Source organism: Arsenicicoccus cauae (genome assembly GCF_043162025.1).
GTDB classification, from domain to species: domain Bacteria; phylum Actinomycetota; class Actinomycetes; order Actinomycetales; family Dermatophilaceae; genus Arsenicicoccus; species Arsenicicoccus cauae.
In genome coordinates, this window is record NZ_CP171001.1 from 694088 (window position 1) to 715986 (window position 21899).

Below are 21899 nucleotides of genomic sequence, written 5' to 3' on the forward strand. Positions count from 1 at the left end.
GCTGCCTCGGGCGGTCGTGCGAGGATGCAGACCTCACCCTGGTCCCAGGCTACGGGCCGACCCCGCTCGCCGTGCCGGCCCACACGTCGAAGGAGCGCGCATGACCGACCAGCATCCCGTTGGCTCACGACTGGACCCCTGGATCGAGTCCTACGCCGCACGCACCGCCGGGATGAAGGTCTCCGAGATCCGCGCCCTGTTCGCCGTCGCCTCCCGCCCCGAGGTGGTCTCCCTCGCCGGCGGCATGCCCAACATCGGCGCCCTGCCGATGGAGCTGGTCGGCGACACGGTGCAGCGCCTGCTCCTCGACCAGGGCCTGACGGCGCTGCAGTACTCCTCCGGGCAGGGCGACGAGCGCCTGCGGGACCAGCTGCTCGAGGTCATGGCGCTGGAGGGCCTCGACGCGCACCCGGATGACATCGTCATGACGACCGGCTCCCAGCAGGCGCTCGACCTGGTGGCCCGGGTCTTCCTCGACCCGCGTGACGTCGTGATCGCCGAGTCACCGTCGTACGTCGGTGCGCTCGGGGTGTTCGCGGCCTACGAGGCCGACGTGGTCCATGTGCCCTGCGACGCCGACGGGCTCGTGCCCGAGGCGCTCGAGGAGCACATCACGCGGTTGCTGGCCGAGGGTCGGCGCATCAAGTTCCTCTACACCGTCCCGACCTTCCAGAACCCCGCCGGCACCGCGCTGTCCGACGATCGCCGCCCTCGGGTGCTCGAGATCTGCCGACGGCACGGCATCCTCGTGGTCGAGGACAACCCCTACGGCCTGCTCGGGTTCGAGGGGCGCACCTACCCGGCGCTGAAGTCCATGGACGCGGACGGCGTCATCTACCTCGGCACCTTCTCCAAGATCTTTGCCGCCGGCCTGCGGGTCGGGTGGGCCGTGGCACCGCACGCCGTCCGCGAGAAGCTCGTGCTCGCCAACGAGGCCGCGATCCTGTGCCCCAGCGCGTTCACCCAGGCGGTGGCCTCGCGCTACCTGTCCGAGATCGACTGGCAGGCGCAGACCGCGAGCTACCGCGCGCTCTACCAGGAGCGCCGCGACGCGATGGCCGACGCGCTGAGGTCGCTGCTGCCGCAGGCCCGGTGGAACCTCCCGCGCGGTGGCCTGTTCTTCTGGATCGAGCTGCCCGAGGGTCTTGACACCAAGGCCATGCTGCCCCTCGCGGTCAAGGAGCTCGTCGCCTACGCCCCCGGCACCGGGTTCTACGCCGATGGCACCGGCCGGCGCAACGCCCGTCTCAACTTCTCCTACCCCACCTCGGAGCGGATCCACGAGGGCGTGCGCCGCTTCGCCACCGTCGTCGAGCGCGAGCAGGAGCTGCTCGAGACCTTCGGACCGTATGACGATTCCACCCGCTCCCGGGCTCGACGAGTCCTCCTCCCCTCACCGGATGTGTCATGACCTCAGTCCTCGTCCTCGCAGGTGGCCTCTCGCACGAGCGCGAGGTCTCCGTCCGCTCAGGTCGGCGTCTGGCAGAAGCCTTGCGCTCCAAGGGTTTCCAGGTCAAGATCGCCGACCTCGACCGCCACCTGCTGGGCACCGTCGACGCCCTGCAGCCCGACCTCGTGTGGCCCACGCTGCACGGCTCGCCGGGGGAGAACGGCTCCCTGCGGGACGTGCTGCAGCACCTGGGTCTGGCGTTCGTCGGGCCGCGGGGGCCCTCCTCGCGCATGGCGTGGGACAAGCCCGTCGCCAAGGCCCTGGTGGCGCGTGCCGGCGTGGCCACCCCGGCGCACGTGGCGGTCGCGCACAGCACCTTCCGTCAGATCGGCGCCGGGGCCGTCCTCGAGCGCCTGGCCCGCGACCTGGGCCTCCCACTCGCCGTCAAGCCCGCCCGTGGTGGCTCGGCCCTCGGGTTCCACGTGGCACGGACGGCGACGGAATTGGGCGCGGCCCTGGTGGACGCCTATGCCTATGACGATCTGGCGCTCGTCGAGCACGTCGTGGAGGGGACGGAGGTCTCGGTGACGGTCATCGAGCGGGCCGACGGCGAGCTGCGGGCCCTGCCACCGGTCGAGATCTGCCCGGTCGACGGGGTCTTCGACTACGACCACATGTACAACGCGGGCGAGACCGAGTACTTCACCCCCGCGCGGCTGTCGCCGGAGGCCACCGAGGCATCGTTGCAGGCAGCCCTCACCGCGCACCGGGTGCTCGACCACCGCCACCTGTCCCGCACGGACCTGATCGTCGACGCGGGCGGCACCCCGTGGTTCTTGGAGTGCAGCGTCTCGCCGGGGCTCACCGAGACCAGCCAGGTGCCGCTGGCCATCGCCGGAGCCGGCCTGCAGGCCGCGGATGTGTATGCCGACCTCGCCGAGCGCGTCATTGCGGAGCATCGCACGGCCCGCGACGACGCCTAGGATCGCTCTCACACAGTCCTAGAGTGTCCTAGAGTGGGCTAGCCAAAGCTAGGTATGGGTAGAGCATCGTCGAGAGCACCCGCCGCTCGCCGTTGATCGGGCTCCAGCCCAGACGCCCGCCGCCTCGCACCTGGTGCGACGCGGCGGGCGTCTGGGCTTGGGCCGGAGGTACCGGCTGGGATCGCGCCGTCCTCAAGGTCAGAGGGCCGGCCCCGCGCTACCCTCCTGGCCCATGAGGGCGAGGATCCGCTGGAGGTCGTCGACCGACGCGAACTCGACCGTGAGCTTGCCCTTGCGCCGCCCCATGGTGACCTGGACGCGCGTGTCGAACCGGTCGGACAGCGACGTGGCGACCTGGTCCAGCTCGGGGCGCGGCTCGCTGCTGCGCGCGGGGCGAGCCTTGGGCTCGGCGGACCCGTCACCTCCGAGCGAGACGATCTCCTCCACGGACCGCACCGACAGCCCCTCGGCGACGATCCGCTGAGCGAGGCGCTCCATCGCCGCGGCGTCCTCGAGGCCCAGCAGCGCGCGCGCGTGACCGGCGCTGAGGACGCCGGCGGCGACGCGGCGCGCGACCAGGGGAGGGAGCCGCAGCAGGCGGATCGTGTTGGAGATCTGGGGACGCGAACGCCCCAGCTTGCCGGCGAGCTCGTCGTGCGTGCACCCGAAGTCCTCGAGCAGCTGCTGGTAGGCCGCCGCCTCCTCCAAGGGGTTGAGCTGGGAGCGGTGGAGGTTCTCCAGCAGCGCGTGCCGGAGCATCTCGTCGTCGTCGGTGTTGCGGACGATCGCCGGCACGGTGGCGAGCCCCGCCCGCTGGGTCGCGCGCCAGCGGCGCTCGCCCATGATGAGCTCGTACTCCGCGGTCGGGTGGTCCTCCCCCGGGGCTCCCCGCAGGGGACGCACCACGATCGGCTGCAGCACCCCCAGCTCGGTGACGCTGTGGACCAGCTCGGCCATGTCGTCCTCGTCGAAGACGGTGCGCGGTTGCTTGGCGTTGGGCTGGATCGCCTCGACCGGCACCTCGGCGTAGGTCGCGCCGGGCACCGCCTGCAGGCCACCGTCGGAGGCCATCGCGCGCTCGGACGTCACCGATGCGATCAGGCTGGCGTCGAGCGGTCGACGGCCGTAGCCGAGGCCACGCAGGTCGTCCGCCAGGTCGTCCGTCAGCGGGCCCGACGGCTGCGGCGCCGTAGACGCGGCATCCGCGACCGAGGCCACCTCGGAGCCCGGCTTGACCTGCTCTGCGTCGCGAAAGAACACGTCGATCGGACGGTCGCCGGCGGGGGCCTGCGGGATCAGGGCCCCCAGGCCACGGCCGAGACCCCGTCGCTTCTCACTCATCGGTTACCTCCCTCGCCGGCACCGTGCCGTGCGATCTCGACCGCCGCGGCGGCGTAGGACAGAGCACCACTGCTGGTGGGGTCGTAGGTCATGACGGTCTGGCCGTGGCTGGGCGCCTCGGAGATCCGCACCGAGCGCGGGACGGTCGACCGGATGACCTGCTCACCGAAGTGGCGCCGCACCTCCTCGGCGACCTGGGCGGACAGGCGGGTGCGGCCGTCATACATCGTCAGCAGGATGGTCGACACGTGCAGGGAGGGGTTGAGATGCGCCTTGATCAGCTCGATGTTCTTGAGCAGCTGGCTGAGACCCTCGAGGGCGTAGTACTCGCACTGGATCGGGATGAAGACCTCCTCGGCCGCCACGAACGCGTTGATCGTGAGCAGCCCGAGGCTGGGCGGGCAGTCGACGAGGACGTAGTCGATGCGCTCTCCCCGGTCCTCCTCGTCGCGCAGGTAGGTCGTGAGCGCTCGCCCAAGGCGCATCTCGCGTGCCACCAGCGACACGAGCTCGATCTCCGCGCCGGCCAGGTCGATCGTGGCGGGTGCGCACAGCAGGTTGGGCACGTCGGGGCAGGACTGCACCACGTCGCGCATCGGTGCCCCGTCGACGAGCACGTCGTAGACGCTGGGCACCTCGGCGTGGTGTGGGATCCCGAGTGCGGTCGACGCGTTGCCCTGCGGGTCGAGGTCGAGGACGAGGACGCGCAGCCCTGCCGTGGCCAGGGCGGCGGCGACATTGACCGTGGTGGTGGTCTTGCCGACCCCGCCCTTCTGGTTGGCCACCGTCATGACACGGGTCCGGCGCGGGGCCGGGAGCGCCTCGCCCTCCGTCTGCGCGCGGCCGGTCGGCGTGGACCTGGGGCCGGTCGGTGTGGATCCGGGGACGGAGGGGGACGTCGGGAGCGGCTCAGTCGGCCGGGCCGGTGGGATGGTCTGGGTGCTCGTGCCATCGGTCATCTCGGTCTGGTCCTCGTCTCCCTGCTGACGGAAGGTCTCCACGACGTCGACCCCACCGGACTCGGCCCGGGTTTCACGTGAAACTGGGTCGTCCGTGGTGACCGCCGCCGCCATCTCGGCGAGCTCGTCGCGGGCCACGCCCGCGGTGTCACCGAAGAGCGCGGCATCCGCCACCTCGCGGTTCGCGGGCTCGTCCCAGGCCGAGGCGAGGCGGCTCTTGCGGTCGTCATGGAGGGACGTCCCGAGGTAGCGGCTCTGCACATCGGCGTGGGCAGCGGCCTCAGCCCCGCGCGGCCGATGGGCGCGCAGCCGTTGGCCGGGCTGATAGTCCTTGCCGGGCAGGTCCTGGCTCCAGGACTGCGCGAGCGAACCGAGCCCGTCCCCGTGCCCCTCGGCCACCCCTCCCGAGGCGACGGCGTCGACGACAGCGTCCTGGTCAGCCTCGTCGTGCGCAGCCGCAGCCTCGTCGGGCGCGGTCCCGTCGGTCGCGCTCCCGTCAGTGGCGCCTTCGCTGGGAGCCTCCTGCGAAGGCACGCCGACGCGGGTCTCGCGGAGCTCGCTGACGTCGTTCACGAGGGTGGTGCCGTCGGCAGCGATCGCGTCAGCCGGGCCGGGAGCTACGCCGTGGCTGGAGTCAGCGGGCGCCTCGAGGGTCTCGAGGGTCTCGAGGGTCTCGAGGGTCTCGAGGGTCTCGGGGGAACGAGGTGTCGCAGACGCGTCGGGGGTCAGCCCATGCGCCCCCCACGCCTCGTCCGGAGCGGAGGCCGCGCGCACCTCCCGCGAAGCCTGTGTTTCACGTGAAACGGTGGACGGCCACCCGAGCCCGGACCCACCCCCTGCCAAGAGCTGCAGGTCAGGCCAACCCAACCCGGTCGTGACGCTCACACCTACTCCTCATGCCGCTCGATGATGCCGAGCGCCCACTCTAGACGGCCCCTGGGACGAGCCCGGTCAGGCATCACCGCGCGGCGCCGGGCGCTTTGTCCGGGAGGAGCCTAGGCCGCGTTCCCCGTGAAACCACGGTCACGTCGGCGCGTGTCCCTGACCGCGGTACGACCCGATCGCTGGCCCCCGACGTTCTCGCCCGCGCATCACGACCCACCCCCGACACCCAGCCGGCTGCGTTTCACGTGGAACGCCGCCCACCAGGTCCTTCGCGACCCCGGGACGATCACCCGCTATCGGGACACCTTCACCCGACAGGGGCCATGTGAACGATCCAGAACCGGTGGCGGGAGACGACGTGCCGTGGTCAGCCTCCGTGGTTGGCCGGTGGAGCTGTGCGGTCAGGAGCGCGACGGGCGGCGGCGCCCCTTGCCCGCACGCCCCCGTCGTGGACCGGAGCCCTCTGGGACGACGGCGATGCCTGGCTGATGGTCGTCAGCGAGGTGGAGGCGGACCACCGTGGTGGGCGTCTCCAGCACCTCGAGACCGCAGCGCAGGATCTCGTGGTCGACCACGTGGGCCGATCGCAGCACGGCCGCGTCCTCGTCGAGCTCGGTCGCCGCGCTCGCACCCTTCAGAGCCAGCAGGGTGCCCCCGGCCGACGTCAGGGGAGCGCACCACTGCGCGAGCTGGCCGATCCGCGTCACCGCCCGGGCCGTGGCCACCGGAGCCACGACCGTCCCGACGACGTCCTGGGCGCGGGCGTGGTGCACGACCACGTTGTCGAGGCCGACGGCGTCCGCCGTCGCGGTCAGCCAGTCGGTCGCTCGGCGGCGCGGCTCGACGAGGTGGACCTCGCTCGTCGGACAGACGATGGCCAGGGCAAGACCGGGCAGCCCCGCCCCCGAGCCCACGTCGATGATCGCCGCCCCGCGGGGCACGAGCTCCGCGACGACGGCGCAGTTGAGCACGTGGCGCCCCCACAGCCGCGGCACCTCGCGAGGTCCGATCAGCCCGTGGGTCACCCCCGTCGTGGCCAAGCACTGCACGAAGCGCTCGGCCAGGGGGAGACGTTCCCCGAAGACGACCTCGGCCGCACCCGGCGCGCGCGGCGGCGCCGCCCCCGGGTCGGGGGCGGCGCCGCCGCGGTCGTGCTCGTCGTGCTCGTCGTGCTCGCTGCCCCGAGAGGTCATCAGGCCGGCAGGACCACGACGTGACGCCGCGGCTCGGTCCCCTCGGACTCCGAGCTCAGACCGGCCGCGAGGACCTCGTCGTGGACGACCTTGCGCTCGAAGGCCGACATCGGCTCGAGCGGCTTCTCCTCGCCGGACTCCTTGACGTCGCGGACGGCCTCGCGGGCAATCTCCACGAGCTCCTCACGGCGGGCGGCGCGGTGGCCGGCGACGTCCAGCATGAGGCGGCTGCGCTCACCGGTCTCGGCCTGCACTGCCAGGCGCGTCAGCTCCTGCAGCGCCTCGAGGACCTTGCCGTGGTCGCCCACCAGACGGCGGGGCACCCGCCCCTCGTCGGAGTCGACGATCGCCACGGACGCCCGGTCGCCGTCCACGTCGACGTCGATGTCACCGTCCAGGTCGGCGATGTCGAGGAGGGTCTCGAGGAAGTCGGCGGCGACCTCCCCCTCACGCTCCAGCAGCGCGACGCGGCTGGACCGGCCGGGCTCGGCGCCCTGGGCGCTGCCCCGCTCGGCCTGCTGCTCGGAGACGATCCCGTCAGTGGTCTCGTCCGTCTCCGGCTCGACACCCTCGGTGGTGCTGGTGTTCATGGCGGTCAGCCTTTCTCATCGTGGCCGGCGGTAGGACGAGGGTCGTCCCGGAGGCGCCGGTCGGTGCTGTCGTGGGCCCGCGCAGGCCCGGTCAGTCTGTCTCGCCGGGCGTCGCGCGGGACGCACCCCCGGCTGCCCCGCTGGCAGGGCCACGGCTCTTGCGTCCCTTGCGCTTCGGCTGCTGCCGCTGCCCGCTCGGCCGGGGCGAGGTGATCTCACCCTCGACCGTTTCCGTGGCGGCCGCGCTGGTGCCGCCCGTCATCCGGGTGGCACCGGGCATGGGCTTGCCCTGCGCCTTGCGCTTGGCCTCGAGGCGCTCGTAGGCCGGGGACCCGGGGGTCGGCATACGCCCAATGGTGTAGAACTGCTGGCCCATCGACCACAGGTTGGTGACCAACCAGTAGATGAGGACACCGATGGGGAAGTTGATGCCCGACACGGCAAAGATGACCGGCATGATGTAGAGCAGGATCTTCTGCTGCTTGAACATCGGGTTGTCCATGGCGGACGCCGGCATGTTCTTGGTCATGGCCTGGTGCTGCGAGGTGAACTGCGTGATCGACATCAGCACGATCAGGGCCACCGTGACGAGCTTGGCCGCGAGATCCTCGCTGCCGACGAACTTGTCCGACAGCTGCACCCCGGCGAAGGTCGACAGCTCGGCCTGCTTGGCGACCGAGGCCGTGATCGGCCCGACCGCGTCGCGCGCGCCGCTGGCGATGGCTCCCAGGCCGTTGAGCACGTTGAACAGCGCGAAGAAGATCGGCATCTGAAGCAGGATGGGCATGCACGACGAGAAGGGGTTCGTACCGGAGTCCTTGTAGAGCGCCATCGTCTCTTCCGTCATCTTCTGACGGGACTCCGGATCGCTCTTGCCCTTGTACTTCGCCTGGATCTTTTGCAGCTCCGGCTGGATCAGCGTCATCTTGCGCGAGGCGTGCAGCTGCTTGATGAACAACGGCGTGATCAGGATCCGGATCACCACCACGAGCCCAACGATGGACAGGCCCCAGGTCAGGCCTCCCTCAGGGTCCATGCCGAGGGTCGTGAACAGCTGGTGGAAGCCGTACATGATCCACGCGACGGCGATCTCGATCGGCCGCAGCAAGGTGCTGAAGAAGTCCATCTCGTCCTCTGTGCTCAGGCGGTCGTCCGCCATGGGTGGTGCAGGTCTGGGTCCAGTCTGCCCCCTCGAGGGCGGGCCGGGGTGGGGCGGGAGGTGGGCTCAGCGGGTGGCCGGTGGCGGCTCCTTGTCAGGAACGTGGTCGACACCACCGGGGTTCCACGGGTGGCACCGGCCGAGCCGCCGCGCGGCCAGCCAGCCGCCCTTGATCGGGCCGAAGCGTTGGATCGCCGTCATCGCGTAGGCGGAGCAGCTGGGGTAGAAGCGGCACGACGGCGGGGTGAGCGGCGAGATCCACAGCTGGTAGAAGCGGATGAGTCCGAGGGCCGCAGCCCTGAGGGGGCGTCGTCGCCACCCGGCGTGCCAGGCCGCCGTCATCAGGCATGCACCTTGGCCAGGCAGCTGGAGAGCAGCCGGTCCAGCTCGGCCCCCAGGCGCGTCTGGTCGGCCTCGGCGGCCGGCGGGTTGGCCCGTACCACCACGTCGAGGCCACGGGGCAGTCGCCCCACGCGGTCCCTCATCGCGTGCCGCAGCCGCCGCTTGGTGCGGTTGCGCACGACGGCTCCCCCGACGGCCTTGGACACGACGAGACCGACCCGCGGCGGCTGGGCCGCACGCGAGTCGGTCAGGTTGATGTGCACGACGAGCAGCTGGCTGCCCGAGCGCACCGACGTCCGTCCACGCACCGTCGAGGCGAATTCCGCACTGTCACGCAGGCGGTGCTGCGCCGACAGCACGGGAGGTCGGCTCTCAGGCAGACAGCTCGGAGCGGCCCTTGCGGCGGCGGGCAGCCAGGATGGCGCGGCCGGCGCGGGTGCGCATGCGGAGGCGGAAGCCGTGCGTCTTGGCGCGACGACGGTTGTTCGGCTGGAAGGTGCGCTTGCTCACGGGACAACTCCGTTGACGGTGTCGGGTGGTCCACGCGGGGTGGACCCGTTGGGCGGGTGGTCTGCACGCCTGACGGGTCGCGGCTCACGGACGGCAAGCACGAGGCTGACAACCGGCATGCAAAACGGGTCGGCGCGAACCGACCGCCCTCCAAGGTACGTCAGCCGATCGAGCAGGGTCAAACCGCCGCCGACCGGCGCAGCACGGGCGCGCCCGCGATGCCACGAACCTCGGGGACGGGACAGCCGCATGATGGGGGATCGATCGCCACCGGCGGGGTCGACACGCCGGTGGGGGCGGGGGGTTCACCCGCGCGGCCCTCGGGCTCCCTTTGTGGCGGGACACGGGGGTTGTTAGCGTGGTGGCTTCCGGTCGGCCCGGCAGCACCTGTCTATGCTTCGTCCACAGCCTGTGGACAAAGATGTGGACCAGTGCGTCACCTGCGCCGATCCACCCCTGTCCACACCCCGGGCGCGACGTCGTCCATAGGTCGTGCCACCCGGCACGCCGCCGAGCAGCAGACCGTGAATCGAGGCCCTTCGTGACCGACGCGCAGGTGGACGTCCCCCGCGTGTGGCGAGACACGCTGCGCGCCCTCGAGTCCGGAGGCATCTCCGCCCAGCACCGCGGATTCCTGCGGCTCAGCCGGCTCGTGGGTCTGCTCGAGGGGACGGCTCTGATCGCGGTCCCCAATGACTACACCCGGGACATCGTCGAGAAGCGCATCCGCACCGAGCTCGTCGAGGCGCTGCAGGAGCAGCTGGGCCGGGACGTGCGGCTCGCGGTGACCGTCGACAGCTCGCTGGAGCTCTCCGAGGCCGAGGACCGGGACGACAGCCCCCCGCGACCCGGTCCGGCGGGGGCCATGCCCCACGTGGTCACCTCGTCCGACCCCGTGCGCACCGACGGCGACCGAGGCACCTCCGACCCGCGGTCCACCGACGGCCCCCGCCTCGTCCGGGACGAGCGGGTGCCCCGCCCGGTCTCGCCCGACGTGTCCTTCGGTGGGGACCGGTCGTATGCCGACACCGCCCGTCATGACGGCGCGGCCACCCGGGCCCCCGGCATACGGCCTGCTCAGGATGACGACGCCGACGACGACCACGAGCTGCTCGCCGAGGGCGACGGGATCCGCGAGATGTTCCGCAAGCCGTTCGTGCCGGAGGACGGCCGCGACGCCAAGCTCAACCCCAAGTACACCTTCGACACCTTCGTCATCGGGTCCAGCAACCGATTCGCCCACGCCGCCGCCATCGCCGTGGCCGAGGCGCCGGCCAAGGCCTACAACCCGCTGTTCATCTACGGCGGGTCGGGCCTCGGCAAGACCCACCTGCTGCACGCCATCGGGCACTATGCCCAGCAGATCTACCCGAACGTCCGGGTGAAGTACGTGAACTCCGAGGAGTTCACCAACGACTTCATCAACTCGATCGGCGCCAACAAGGCCAGCGACTTCCAGCGGCGCTACCGCGACATCGACTTCCTGCTCATCGACGACATCCAGTTCCTGCAGGGCAAGGTGCAGACGCAGGAGGAGTTCTTCCACACCTTCAACACGCTGCACAACGCCAACAAGCAGGTGGTCATCACCAGCGACGTGGCGCCCAAGCTGCTGAGCGGCTTCGAGGAGCGCATGCGCAGCAGGTTCGAGTGGGGCCTGCTGACCGACGTGCAGCCCCCCGACCTCGAGACCCGCATCGCCATCCTCCGCAAGAAGGCCGTCCAGGAGCGCATGACGGCGCCGGACGACGTGCTGGAGTTCATCGCGAGCAAGATCTCGACCAACATCCGCGAGCTCGAGGGCGCGCTGATCCGCGTCACCGCCTTCGCCAGCCTCAACCACCAGGGCGTCGACATGACCCTGGCCGAGATCGTGCTCAAGGACCTGATCCCCGCGGACCAGACCAACCAGATCACGCCGGCGACGATCATGGCCCAGACGTCCTCCTACTTCGGGCTGACGGTGGACGACCTGTGCGGCACCTCGCGGTCACGGGTCCTCGTGACGGCGCGCCAGATCGCGATGTACCTCTGCCGCGAGCTGACTGACCTCTCGCTGCCCAAGATCGGCCAGCAGTTCGGCGGTCGTGACCACACGACGGTCATGCACGCCGACCGCAAGATCCGCGAGCTCATGAGCGAGCGGCGCGCGATCTACAACCAGGTCACCGAGCTGACCAACCGCATCAAGTCCAACCCCAGCTGACGCGCCCCCTCCGTCTCCCGCGAGGCAGCGGGCAGGTACCCGTCGTCCACAGAGTTGTCCACAGACCTGTGCGTCGTCACGCATATAGCGACAGGGGTTACTCAGAGTCAACCCCTGGGCCCGCCAAGATCACCCGCCCGGAGTATCCCCAGCTGTGGACAACCCTGTGGACGACGCCGCGCGGTGTTGACACGGGTGACGGCGGGCGCAGGCGGACCACCTGTGGGCCGACGGTGGACAACTCGGGCACAACCCCCCACCCGACCTGGGGACAGACGGGCATCCGAGGTGGACGGCGTGTGGACGACGGCCGGTCGTCCACAGGCTACGGTGCGTGTCCACCGATCGCTCCACACGGAGTACACAGCCTCCCCGCCCCGCTGACGTGCGACGACGCCGGTTGTCCACAGCGTCCACAGGCCCGATGACAACGATGAGACCTGATGACCTGGATGGATTCGCCCCACGTACATCTGGGGACCGACCAAGGATCCGGACCCACCCCGGGAGCGGTGGGGAGAACTACACGCCACGGCTGTCGTTGCACTACTGTCGTGCGGGACTGGACGCGTGAGCGGTCCGAGTGGAGAGCAGGAGCAAGCGATGAGGAGTGACCGACGGTGAAGTTCCGACTCGAGCGTGAGGTCCTCACCGAGGCGGTCACCTGGGTGGCCCGTGCATTGCCCAACCGCCCTCCGACCCCGGTCCTCGCCGGCGTGCTCATCGAGGCCAAGGACGACGACACCGTCGCGCTCTCGGCCTTCGACTACGAGATCTCCGCACGGCTCACCATCGCCGCCGAGGTCAGCGAGGCGGGCTCCGCGCTGGTCAACGGCCGTCTGCTCGCCGACATCTGCCGCAACCTGCCCGCCAAGCCGGCCGAGCTGGCCACCGACGGCTCCAAGGTCCAGCTCACCTGCGGATCGAGTCGCTTCGCGCTGCTGCAGATGCCGGTGAGCGACTACCCCACCCTGCCCACCAGCCCCGAGCCCAGCGGCTCCATCGACGGCACGACCTTCACCCAGGCCGTGGCCCAGGTGCACGTCGCGGCGGACCGCGGCGACACCCTGCCGATCCTCACTGGCGTGCGCGTGGAGATCGACGACGACAAGATGACCCTGCTGGCCACCGACCGCTACCGCCTCGCGATGCGCGAGCTCACGTGGAGCCCGTCGGCGCCCGGCACCGCGCACGTCGCGCTCATCCCGGCGCGGCTGCTCTCCGACACCGCCAAGTCGCTCGGCGCGTCCGGCTCCGTCGAGATCGCCCTGGGCGAAGCCGCGGGGGGCGACGGCCTCGTCGGCTTCGAGGCCGGCACCCGCCGCACCACGACGCGCCTGCTCGACGGCGAGTACCCCAAGGTCACCTCGATCTTTCCGTCGTCGGTCGACAGCGAGGCCGTCGTCGAGACCGCCGCGCTGGTCGAGGCCGTCAAGCGCGTCGCCCTGGTGGCCGAGCGCAACACCCCCGTCCGCCTGCGGTTCACCGACGGGCAGCTCGCCATCGAGGCCGGCGCCGGGGACGACGCGCAGGCCAGCGAGGCGGTCCCCTGCACGATGACCGGGCCCGAGCTCGAGATCGGCTTCAACCCGCACTTCCTGCTCGACGGCCTGGGCGCCCTCGGGACCTCGCACTGCCGCCTCCAGTTCACCCAGCCCAGCCGCCCGGCCGTGCTCGTCGGGCAGACCGACGCCGACACCGAGCCAGACATGAGCTACCGCTACGTCCTGATGCCGGTGCGGTTCCCCGCCTGACCGGCCAAGGACCGACCCGGCCCACCCAAGGACCACCACTCACCGCACGGCCAGCCTCACCACCCCCCCCAGCCCGACCTCCTCGTCGGCGCACCGCGCCAGGAAAGGTTCTCCCATGCAGCTCGGACTCATCGGCCTCGGCAAGATGGGTGGCAACATGCGCGACCGCATCCGTGCGGCCGGGCACGAGGTCGTCGGCTACGACCGCAACCCCGACGTCAGCGATGCCACCTCCCTCGAGGACCTGGTCAGCAAGCTCGAGGCACCCCGCACCGTGTGGGTCATGGTCCCGGCCGGCGACCCCACGCGTGACACGATCAAGCAGCTGTCCGAGGTCCTTGACGAGGGCGACCTCGTGATCGACGGCGGCAACAGCAAGTTCACCGACGACGCCGTCAACGCCGAGCTGCTCGCCGGCCAGGGCATCGGCTACCTCGACTGCGGTGTCTCCGGCGGGATCTGGGGCAAGGACAACGGCTACGGCCTGATGTGCGGCGGTGACGACGAGCTCGTCGAGCGTGCGATGCCGATCTTCGACGCGCTGCGTCCCGAGGGACCGCGCGAGGAGGGCTTCGTCCACGCGGGCAAGGTCGGCGCGGGCCACTACGCCAAGATGGTGCACAACGGCATCGAGTACGGCCTGATGCACGCCTACGCCGAGGGCTTCGAGCTGCTCATGGCCAAGGACATCGTCGAGGACGTCGAGGGCTGCTTCAAGGCCTGGACCCGCGGCACGGTCGTGCGCTCCTGGCTGCTCGACCTCATGGTCAAGGCGCTCGAGGAGACCCCCGACCTGGAGGGGATCAGCGAGTTCACCACGGACTCCGGCGAGGGTCGCTGGACCCTCGAGGAGGCCATCGAGCTGGCCGTCCCGATGCCGGTGCTCGCCGCCTCCCTGTTCGCGAGGTTCCAGTCGCGCCAGGAGAACTCCCCCGCCATGCAGGCCGTCGCCGCGCTGCGCGGCCAGTTCGGCGGCCACGCCGTGCAGATGCTCGAGGGCACGCCCAAGTCCGACGTCCACCGCGGCGCCCAGGAGAAGGGCGACGACAACGGCGCCAGGTCCGAGGGCCGTCAGGGTGGCGGGGACGAGTCCGGCACCCAGGACCTGCAGCAGCACTGAGGTGTACGTCCGGCACCTGTCCCTCGGCAGCTTCCGCAGCTACGAGACCGCGGAGCTGCCGCTGGGACCGGGTGTCACGACCTTCGAGGGCCTCAACGGCCAGGGCAAGACCAACCTGGTCGAGGCGATCGGCTACCTCGCGACCCTCGGCTCGCACCGCGTCGCCCAGGACGCGCCCCTCGTCCGTCATGGCGCCGAGCAGGCGGTCGTGCGCGGGGTCGTGGTGCGGGACGGCCGCGAGACGCTGATCGAGCTCGAGATCACACCGGGCCGCGCCAACCGGGCCAAGCTCAACCGGTCGTCCGTCGCCCGCACCCGTGAGGTCCTGGGGTCGCTGCGGACCGTGCTCTTCGCCCCCGAGGACCTTGCCCTGGTCAAGGGAGACCCCTCCGAGCGCCGCCGCTTCCTCGACGACCTGCTCGTCCAGCGCCAGCCCCGCTGGGCGGGGGTCCGCGGCGACTACGACAAGGTCCTCAAGCAGCGCAACGCCCTGCTCAAGTCCGCCGCGCCGGTGCTGCGCAAGGGCTCGCGCCGGCGGCCGGCATACGACCAGGGCCCGGTCGAGGACGACCGCGCGAGCGCCCTGCACACCCTCGAGGTGTGGGACCAGCACCTCGCCCAGGTGGGGTCGAGCCTGCTGTACGCCCGGCTGCGGCTGCTGCGCGACCTCGGGCCCTACCTCGCCACGGCGTACGACGAGGTCAGCGCCGGGCAGTCCGACGCCCGGGTCACCTACCGGTCCTCGCTGCACGACGAGGCGGCCGCGCGCCTGGCCGAGGGCGAGGTGCCCGAGATCCCGGAGCTCGCCGAGCTGATCGTGGACTCGTTGGCGCGCGTCCGCGAGCAGGAGGTCGAGCGCGGCATCACCCTCGTCGGGCCGCACCGCGACGACCTCGTCCTGGGCCTCGGCGACCTGCCGGCCAAGGGCTACGCGTCGCACGGCGAGTCCTGGTCGTTCGCGCTGGGGCTGCGGCTCGCGGCCTTCCAGCTGCTGCGCACGGACCTGCGCGAGGACCCGGTCCTGATCCTCGACGACGTCTTCGCCGAGCTCGACGCGGGACGCCGCTCGCGCCTCGCCGGGCTCGTCGCCGACTGCGAGCAGGTGCTGATCACGGCGGCGGTGGGAGACGACATCCCGCCGGAGCTGCGCGAGAGCGCGAGGTTCCACGTGAAACGCGGGGAGGTGAACCCCGTTGAGCAGTCGACCGCCTGACGAGCCGTATGACGACGCCCGGCCGGTTGACGACGAACCGCACGACGCCGAGGGAGACCTCACGACCGGCGGAACGTCGGGCCCGCTCGACGAGCCCGACCCGCGCCTGGACCCCGACGCCGCCAGGACGGCGGCGGCCGCGGCACTGCTGCGCGCCCGGGCCGTCGCGAAGGGCAAGGGCCTGCGCCCCGGGTCGCGCGCCAGGCGACGCCGCCGACCGTCTGAGGTCATGCTGAGCGGCTCGGCCGCCGAGGTGGACGGGCGTGACCCCTTGCTGCTCGGGGACACCCTCGAGCGGCTGGTCGCCGGACGCGGGTGGCAGTCGGACGTCAAGGTGGGCTCGGTCATGGGGCGGTGGCCGCAGGTGGTGGGGGCGAACGTCGCCGAGCACAGCGAGCCGATGACCTTCGACGACGGGGTGCTGACGGTGCGCGCGTCCTCCACGGCGTGGGCGACCCAGCTGCGGCTCATGGCCTCCTCGATCCTCGGCCGGCTCGCGGCGGAGGTGGGTGAGGGGGTCGTGGTGGAGCTGCGGGTCGTCGGGCCCAGCGCCCCCCGCTGGGGGCGTGGGCCGCGGCGGGCGACGGACGGGCGCGGACCCCGGGACACCTACGGCTGAGCCTGGGGGCGGGTTCGGTGGGCGGGTGAGCAGGCCGGGCGCGAAGACCGGGCGCGAAGGCCCGGGCGTCAGGGGGCCGGCGAGTAGGTCGCGACGACGACGTCCATGATCCGCCTGACCGTCGCGGCGTCGGACGCGCCGACCGCCACGACGTCCTGCTGGCCCTGGCTCGTGACGGCGAGCTGGGAGCCGTGCAGGACCGTGCCGTCGACGTTCACGTGGTAGTCGCCGCGCACGCCCGGACCCACCGCGGTCTGCGGCTTGCTCTGGGCATCGAGGGTGCCGGTCTCGCCGCGACTGCCCGACGTGAGCTGGTCACCGTCCTCGAAGGCCCCGCCGCCGACGGCGCGGATGAGCAGGTTGGGCGCGGTCTCCCCTGAGGTGGGTCCCACCGCGACGGCGAACGCCCCGGACGACAGGAAGCTCGTGAGCTCGGCCTCCGTGTAGCCCAGGTCAGCCGCGGCCTTGGCGTAGGCCGGGGTGCCCTTCTGGTCGCGCAGGGTGCCGACGTCCAGGACCTTCCACGTGGTCGGGATGGCGAGGCGTGTGCGGAGCGAGGGCACGGTGAGCCACTGGTGACCCTTGGGCAGGGCGACGGCGGGCGCCGGCGTGCTGGGCGTGGTGGTCGACCCGGCACTCGTGCCCCCGGCGGAGGAGGTGCTCGTGGCGGAGGAGACGGGCGAGGTGGAGCTCGTGCTCGTCGCGGTGCCGCCCGAGCCGCCCGAGCAAGCTGTCGCCAGGGCGGTCACCAGGGCGAGCGACGAGGCGAGTGATACGAGGGCGGGGCGACGATCCATGCCTTCACGGTAGACGACGCGCCCACCGCGGCCGGGGCTCAGCCGTGCCTGCGCACGTGCTCCGACCCCGCGACGAGCACGCCCTGCAGCGGCAGCCGGCCGTAGGCGATGGCCTGCATCCGGGCCGGCTTGTGACGCCAGTTCCAGGCCATCTGCACGTTGGCGGGGAACACCGCGACGAACAGCGCGGTCGCCGCTGCCCCGCCCAGCCGCCGCGTCCGCGGTACGGCCAGCAGGGCCGCGGTGGCCAGCTCCGCGACCCCGGAGCCGTAGGTGTACCACCGCGCCGGGCCCGGCAGGGCCGGCGGCACGATCGAGTCGAACGGGGCGGGCCGGCGGAAGTGCTGCACCCCGGCGACGGCGAGCAGGGTGACCAGGGCCAGGGTCGTGCGGGGGGCGTGGGAGGCGGCGGGCGTCATACGGACGACCCTAGGTCCTCGCCCGGGGTCTCGGGAGGGCTGGGCTGGGGAAGGTGACGGCGCTGACCCTTCTCGACACCCTCGGCGCCACCGGCAGCGACCCCACAGCCACCGACCGCCCAGGTGAGGAAGCCGGCCTGCGGGGCCGAGGTCGGCGAGGACGACTGAGCCGCGAGACACTGGGGGCGATGAGCTCCCCCAGCCTGCGCCGCCACGCCCGCTCCCTGCTGCGCCTCAACCCCTCTCCGCCGCGGTGGCCCGTCGCCGTCAAGGCGGCCGTGGCCATGGCGGTCCCCCTGTCCGTGGGTCAGCTGGCCGGGCACCTCTCCCTCGGGCTGGTGGCCAGCCTGGGGGTCTTCACCATCCTGTATGCCGCCACCGCGCCCGGCCGCTTCCGGGCGCGCGTCATGGCGCTGGCCGCCCTCGGCCTGACCGCGTCGGTGGGGCTGGGGGCGCTGACCGCGGGCCACCCGGTCGTGACGGTGGCCGTGCTCGTGGTGGTGGCGATGGTCGCGGCGTTCGTGTGCGTCGCGCTCAAGGTCGGGCCGCCCGGCTCCTACTTCTTCGTGCTCGTGCTCGGGGTCGGCAACCTCGCGGTCACCCACGGCGCGAACCCGTGGAGCGTGGTCGCCCTGACCTTCGCCGGGGCTGTCTCGGCGTGGGTGATCGGCATGGCTGACCTGCTCGTCGCGCCGCACCGGGCCGAGCGGCGTGCCACCGAGGCGGCCGAGGGCGCCATCCGGGCCTTTGCCGCCGGAGCCGACCAGGCGCCGGCGGGAGAGGGCGCCGACGGTGAGCTGGCGGCCCTGCGAGCCGGCGCGTCGGGCGCGCTGCACCGGGCGTGGACGGCCGTCACCGATGGTGGCCGTCCACCGCAGCTGGTGGAGCGTCTGGAGCGTGCCCAGCTCACCTACGCCGCGGCGAGCGCCACGCTGGCCGGGGTGCGGCTGGGCGTGGGACCGCTCCCGTGGGGGTCGGTGGACGACGAGGCCGCCTCCGACGACGTCGGCCCCGGCGAGCAGGACTCCCCGGTGGACGGGTCGGTCGACGCCGAGCAGCTGCGCGACACCGCCCTCGGCCGGCCGGGGGCGGGCTACCTGCTGAGGGAGGCGGCGCGGTGGCCCTCGGAGGTGCTCCTGCTCGTGCTCCGCGTGGGGCTGGCGACGGCGCTGGCCGGCCTGGTCGCCGGCCTCCTGCACCAGGGCCACGTCCACTGGGCCGTCTGCTGCGCGGCCCTGGTCCTGCACCAGGGCGGCACGCGCGAGGTCCAGACCGTCCGGGGCGTGCACCGCACCCTCGGGACGCTGGTCGGCCTCTTGATCTATGCCGGGCTCCTCGCCCTGGCTCCGCAGGGCTGGTGGCTGGTCCTCATCGTCGCCGCCCTGCAGCTGCTCGTGGAGCTGCTCGTCACGCGCAACTACGCGCTGGCCGTCGTGGTCATCACCCCGCTGGCCCTCACCATCGGTATGGCGTCCGCCCCGGGCGAGCCGGTGTCCTCCGTGGTGGCGGACCGGCTGGTCGACACGCTCGTCGGCGTGGCCTGCGCGCTCCTGGTGCTGTGGACCACGGGCCGGCGGGCCCCGGAGGTGGTGCTGCGGGCGCACGCCCGCCGGGTCGTGGTGGCCACCGAGCGCGTCATGGTGGACCTCGCCGCGGGCGCCCTGGAGACGCGGGCCGCGCTGGCCCACCGCCGCCACCTCTACTACGAGCTGCTCGAGTCCGACGTCGTCGCCCGGCGCGCGCTGGCCGACAGCCACGCCGCCGTGGCGCCCTACCACAGGGTGGAGCGCTCGCTCGCGGCCCTCGGCTATCTCGTGCTCGGCGCGTGCTGGCACCCCGACATCCGCCGCGCCCACGCGGCCTTCGACCGGGCCCGGGGCCCGCTGGAGCGGATCATGGCGGAGCCCGTCACCCGTCCGCGGCCCGCGGAGGCGATCGAGCGGGACGTGCGCGAGGTCGAGGAGCTCGTGCTGAGCCTTCGCTGACCGCGAGGAGGGCCCACAGGGGCGCCTGTCGCCCCCATCCGTGAGGGGGACCATGCCGATGGCAGGAAATTTCCGCCGACATGGCTCCCAGGGGCCTCAGGCGGCGTGATTTGCCTCCCGCGACCGATAGACTGGCGGACGGTGCGCCAAGGTGGCGACCGGTGTCCGGCCTCATCGCGGCGCGCTCCTGGCGCGGCTGCGGGCCCGGCTCGCTCCCGGATCCCCGGGCGGGCCGTGCGGGGGGTTCGGCATACGCGCGATTGTTTGTGAGGAGCACTGTGGCCGACGTCGAGGAGCCCACCGGTCCCGAGGCCGTCGAGAAGCTCGCCGAGGACCTCGCCCAGCAGGCGCCGGCCCAGGGGGCGGACTACGACGCCAGCTCGATCCAGGTGCTGGAGGGTCTCGAGGCCGTCCGCAAGCGCCCGGGGATGTACATCGGGTCCACCGGTGAGCGCGGTCTGCACCACCTGGTGTGGGAGATCGTGGACAACGCCGTGGACGAGGCGATGGCGGGCTTCGCCGACCGCGTCGACGTCACCCTGCTCGCCGACGGTGGCGTCCGCGTCGCCGACAACGGGCGCGGCATCCCCACCGGCAAGAACGAGCAGTACGCCATGAGCACGGTCGAGCTCGTGCTCACCCAGCTGCACGCGGGCGGCAAGTTCGGCGGCGGCGGCTACAAGGTCTCCGGCGGTCTGCACGGCGTGGGCTCCTCGGTCGTCAACGCCCTGTCGACGCGGCTGGTCGCCGAGGTCCACCAGCTGGGCCACGCCTGGCGCGTCGAGTTCGACCACGGCGAGCCGGTCGCGCCCCTGGCCAAGCAGGAGGCGTCGGACCGCAACGGCACGACCATCACCTTCTGGGCCGACGGCACGATCTTCGAGACGACGACCTACGACTTCGAGACGATCCGGGCCCGCTTCCAGCAGATGGCCTTCCTCAACAAGGGCCTGACCATCGCGTTGACCGACGAGCGCCCGCAGGCGCAGGCCGACGCCGACGCCGACCTGGAGGCCGCCGAGATGGGGGCCGTCGACCAGGTGGAGACCGAGGGGGGCGAGGGCGCCGACGAGGGGGCCCAGGAGGAGGTCCCTACGGACCAGGCCGGCAAGGCCAAGGGCCGCTCGGTCACCTACCGCTACGACAACGGCCTGCTCGACTACGTCAAGCACCTCAACACGTCCAAGCGCGCCGACGTCGTGCACGACGACATCATCGACTTCGAGCTCGAGGACCAGGGCAAGTCCCTGTCCGTCGAGATCGCGATGCAGTGGACCAACGCCTACTCCGAGTCCGTCCACACCTACGCCAACACCATCAACACCCACGAGGGCGGCACCCACGAGGAGGGCTTCCGCGCTGCGCTGACCCGCCTGGTCAACGACTTCGCGCGCAAGCAGAACCTCCTCAAGGACAAGGATGACAACCTCACCGGCGACGACATCCGCGAGGGCCTCACGGCGGTCATCTCGGTCAAGCTCGGGGAGCCGCAGTTCGAGGGCCAGACCAAGACCAAGCTCGGCAACTCCGAGGTCAAGGGCTTCGTGCAGGGCGCGATGACCGACCGGTTCGGCGACTGGCTGGAGCGGCACCCCACCGAGGGCCGCGAGATCGTGCGCAAGGCCGTGCAGGCCTCCGCCGCCCGCATCGCGGCGCGCAAGGCCCGCGAGGCGACCCGCCGCAAGGGGCTCATGGAGTCCGGCGGCCTGCCTGGCAAGCTCAAGGACTGCCAGTCCAAGGACCCCTCGGTCTCCGAGGTCTACATCGTCGAGGGCGACTCCGCCGGCGGCTCCGCCGTCCAGGGCCGCAACCCCTTCAACCAGGCGATCCTCCCCATCCGCGGCAAGATCCTCAACGTCGAGAAGGCCCGCATCGACAAGGTGCTCGCCAACCAGGAGGTCCAGGCGCTGATCTCGGGGTTCGGCACCGGCGTGGGTGAGGACTTCGACCTGAGCCGGGCGCGCTACCACAAGATCGTGCTCATGGCCGACGCGGACGTGGACGGCATGCACATCCGCACGCTGCTGCTGACGCTGCTCTTCCGGTTCATGCGGCCGCTGATCGAGGCCGGCTATGTCTACCTCGCCCAGCCCCCGCTCTACCGCCTCAAGTGGGCCAACCGGGAGCACGAGTTCGCGTTCAGCGACCGGCAGCGCGACGAGATGGTCGCCGCCGGCCAGGCCCAGGGCGGCCGCCTGCCCAAGGACGCGCCGATCCAGCGCTACAAGGGTCTCGGCGAGATGAACTACCAGGAGCTGTGGGAGACCACGATGGACCCGGACCACCGGGTGCTGCTGCAGGTGACGCTCGACGACGCCGCCGCCGCGGACGAGATCTTCTCCGTGCTGATGGGCGAGGACGTCGAGTCGCGGCGGTCGTTCATCCAGCGCAACGCCCGCGACGTCCGATTCCTCGACGCGTGAGCCTCATGACG

The 21899-nt window shown here is 71.8% G+C and carries 18 protein-coding genes and 1 pseudogene; 9 read left to right on the forward strand and 10 right to left on the reverse strand.

Annotated features, from left to right (window positions below; all coding sequences use genetic code 11):
* The first annotated feature begins 100 nt into the window (after positions 1-100).
* Positions 101-1411: a PLP-dependent aminotransferase family protein gene (locus ACF3NS_RS03225; RefSeq protein ID WP_392467772.1), complete on the forward strand. Its 1311-nt coding sequence runs from the start codon at positions 101-103 to the stop codon at positions 1409-1411.
* Positions 1408-2373, forward strand: a complete 966-nt coding sequence (locus ACF3NS_RS03230; protein WP_392467773.1) for a D-alanine--D-alanine ligase — start codon at positions 1408-1410, stop codon at positions 2371-2373. The genes ACF3NS_RS03225 and ACF3NS_RS03230 overlap by 4 nt, the downstream gene beginning before the upstream one ends.
* A gap of 198 nt (positions 2374-2571) precedes the next feature.
* Here the strand turns inward: ACF3NS_RS03230 and ACF3NS_RS03235 are convergent, their stop codons facing one another.
* The 8 genes from ACF3NS_RS03235 to rpmH form a co-directional block, all read right to left on the reverse strand.
* Entirely contained in the window at positions 2572-3714 is a 1143-nt protein-coding gene (locus ACF3NS_RS03235) for a ParB/RepB/Spo0J family partition protein (RefSeq protein WP_392467775.1), read from the reverse strand.
* Positions 3711-4715, reverse strand: a complete 1005-nt coding sequence (locus ACF3NS_RS03240; RefSeq protein WP_392469062.1) for a ParA family protein — start codon at positions 4713-4715, stop codon at positions 3711-3713. The genes ACF3NS_RS03235 and ACF3NS_RS03240 overlap by 4 nt, the downstream gene beginning before the upstream one ends.
* Positions 4716-5959: 1244 nt before the next feature.
* Positions 5960-6751 carry a 16S rRNA (guanine(527)-N(7))-methyltransferase RsmG gene (gene rsmG, locus ACF3NS_RS03245; protein ID WP_392467776.1) on the reverse strand — a complete coding sequence of 264 codons (792 nt, stop codon included), beginning with the start codon at positions 6749-6751 and terminating at the stop codon, positions 5960-5962.
* Positions 6751-7341: a R3H domain-containing nucleic acid-binding protein gene (locus ACF3NS_RS03250; protein WP_154592118.1), complete on the reverse strand. Its 591-nt coding sequence runs from the start codon at positions 7339-7341 to the stop codon at positions 6751-6753. Before ACF3NS_RS03250 ends, rsmG begins: the two co-directional genes overlap by 1 nt.
* 91 nt (positions 7342-7432) lie before the next feature.
* Positions 7433-8500 carry a membrane protein insertase YidC gene (gene yidC / locus ACF3NS_RS03255; RefSeq protein WP_392467778.1) on the reverse strand — a complete coding sequence of 356 codons (1068 nt, stop codon included), beginning with the start codon at positions 8498-8500 and terminating at the stop codon, positions 7433-7435.
* Positions 8501-8566: 66 nt separating this feature from the next.
* A complete protein-coding gene (gene yidD / locus ACF3NS_RS03260; protein ID WP_154592119.1) occupies positions 8567-8842 on the reverse strand; it encodes a membrane protein insertion efficiency factor YidD in 276 nt (91 codons plus the stop codon).
* Positions 8842-9201 carry a ribonuclease P protein component gene (gene rnpA, locus ACF3NS_RS03265; protein WP_392467780.1) on the reverse strand — a complete coding sequence of 120 codons (360 nt, stop codon included), beginning with the start codon at positions 9199-9201 and terminating at the stop codon, positions 8842-8844. Before rnpA ends, yidD begins: the two co-directional genes overlap by 1 nt.
* A 13-nt stretch (positions 9202-9214) precedes the next feature.
* The gene (rpmH, locus tag ACF3NS_RS03270; RefSeq protein WP_013885212.1) at positions 9215-9352 is read right to left on the reverse strand and encodes a 50S ribosomal protein L34; all 138 of its coding nucleotides are present in this window, start codon (positions 9350-9352) and stop codon (positions 9215-9217) included.
* Positions 9353-9893: 541 nt separating this feature from the next.
* Here rpmH and dnaA point away from each other — a divergent pair.
* The 5 genes and pseudogenes from dnaA (at position 9894) to ACF3NS_RS03295 (ending at position 16264) form a co-directional block, all read left to right on the forward strand.
* Positions 9894-11558 (forward strand): chromosomal replication initiator protein DnaA, encoded by a 1665-nt coding sequence (dnaA, locus tag ACF3NS_RS03275; protein ID WP_311966351.1) that lies wholly within the window; start codon positions 9894-9896, stop codon positions 11556-11558.
* A 620-nt stretch (positions 11559-12178) separates the two neighbouring features.
* A complete protein-coding gene (gene dnaN / locus ACF3NS_RS03280) occupies positions 12179-13312 on the forward strand; it encodes a DNA polymerase III subunit beta (RefSeq protein WP_392467783.1) in 1134 nt (377 codons plus the stop codon).
* 100 nt (positions 13313-13412) lie between these two features.
* Positions 13413-14432 (forward strand): annotated as a pseudogene (gene gnd, locus ACF3NS_RS03285) (phosphogluconate dehydrogenase (NAD(+)-dependent, decarboxylating)); the annotation flags it as partial.
* A gap of 1 nt (position 14433) precedes the next feature.
* On the forward strand, positions 14434-15645 hold the full coding sequence (recF, locus tag ACF3NS_RS03290; protein WP_392467785.1) for a DNA replication/repair protein RecF: 1212 nt from the start codon (positions 14434-14436) through the stop codon (positions 15643-15645).
* Positions 15626-16264: a DUF721 domain-containing protein gene (locus tag ACF3NS_RS03295; protein WP_392467787.1), complete on the forward strand. Its 639-nt coding sequence runs from the start codon at positions 15626-15628 to the stop codon at positions 16262-16264. The genes recF and ACF3NS_RS03295 overlap by 20 nt, the downstream gene beginning before the upstream one ends.
* A 68-nt stretch (positions 16265-16332) precedes the next feature.
* Here the strand turns inward: ACF3NS_RS03295 and ACF3NS_RS03300 are convergent, their stop codons facing one another.
* Together ACF3NS_RS03300 and ACF3NS_RS03305 are read right to left on the reverse strand one after the other, a co-directional pair.
* Entirely contained in the window at positions 16333-17061 is a 729-nt protein-coding gene (locus tag ACF3NS_RS03300; protein WP_392467788.1) for a hypothetical protein, read from the reverse strand.
* Between the two features lie 38 nt (positions 17062-17099).
* Positions 17100-17480: a MauE/DoxX family redox-associated membrane protein gene (locus ACF3NS_RS03305; RefSeq protein WP_392467790.1), complete on the reverse strand. Its 381-nt coding sequence runs from the start codon at positions 17478-17480 to the stop codon at positions 17100-17102.
* Positions 17481-17668: 188 nt separating this feature from the next.
* Here ACF3NS_RS03305 and ACF3NS_RS03310 point away from each other — a divergent pair, with 188 nt between their 5' ends.
* Together ACF3NS_RS03310 and gyrB are read left to right on the forward strand one after the other, a co-directional pair.
* Positions 17669-19465 carry an FUSC family protein gene (locus ACF3NS_RS03310; RefSeq protein WP_392467792.1) on the forward strand — a complete coding sequence of 599 codons (1797 nt, stop codon included), beginning with the start codon at positions 17669-17671 and terminating at the stop codon, positions 19463-19465.
* A gap of 278 nt (positions 19466-19743) precedes the next feature.
* Positions 19744-21888 (forward strand): DNA topoisomerase (ATP-hydrolyzing) subunit B, encoded by a 2145-nt coding sequence (gyrB, locus tag ACF3NS_RS03315; protein ID WP_392467793.1) that lies wholly within the window; start codon positions 19744-19746, stop codon positions 21886-21888.
* Positions 21889-21899 lie beyond the last annotated feature (11 nt).

Excerpts from the sequence above, each read along its gene's own strand:
- ACF3NS_RS03225 (WP_392467772.1), top strand. The coding sequence starts at position 101 with ATGACCGACCAGCATCCCGTTGGCTCACGACTGGACCCCTGGATCGAG.
- ACF3NS_RS03230 (WP_392467773.1), top strand. The coding sequence starts at position 1,408 with ATGACCTCAGTCCTCGTCCTCGCAGGTGGCCTCTCGCACGAGCGCGAG.
- ACF3NS_RS03235 (WP_392467775.1), bottom strand. The coding sequence starts at position 3,714 with ATGAGTGAGAAGCGACGGGGTCTCGGCCGTGGCCTGGGGGCCCTGATC.
- rsmG (WP_392467776.1), bottom strand. The coding sequence starts at position 6,751 with ATGACCTCTCGGGGCAGCGAGCACGACGAGCACGACGAGCACGACCGC.
- ACF3NS_RS03250 (WP_154592118.1), bottom strand. The coding sequence starts at position 7,341 with ATGAACACCAGCACCACCGAGGGTGTCGAGCCGGAGACGGACGAGACC.
- yidC (WP_392467778.1), bottom strand. The coding sequence starts at position 8,500 with ATGGCGGACGACCGCCTGAGCACAGAGGACGAGATGGACTTCTTCAGC.
- yidD (WP_154592119.1), bottom strand. The coding sequence starts at position 8,842 with ATGACGGCGGCCTGGCACGCCGGGTGGCGACGACGCCCCCTCAGGGCT.
- ACF3NS_RS03300 (WP_392467788.1), bottom strand. The coding sequence starts at position 17,061 with ATGGATCGTCGCCCCGCCCTCGTATCACTCGCCTCGTCGCTCGCCCTG.
- ACF3NS_RS03305 (WP_392467790.1), bottom strand. The coding sequence starts at position 17,480 with ATGACGCCCGCCGCCTCCCACGCCCCCCGCACGACCCTGGCCCTGGTC.
- ACF3NS_RS03310 (WP_392467792.1), top strand. The coding sequence starts at position 17,669 with ATGAGCTCCCCCAGCCTGCGCCGCCACGCCCGCTCCCTGCTGCGCCTC.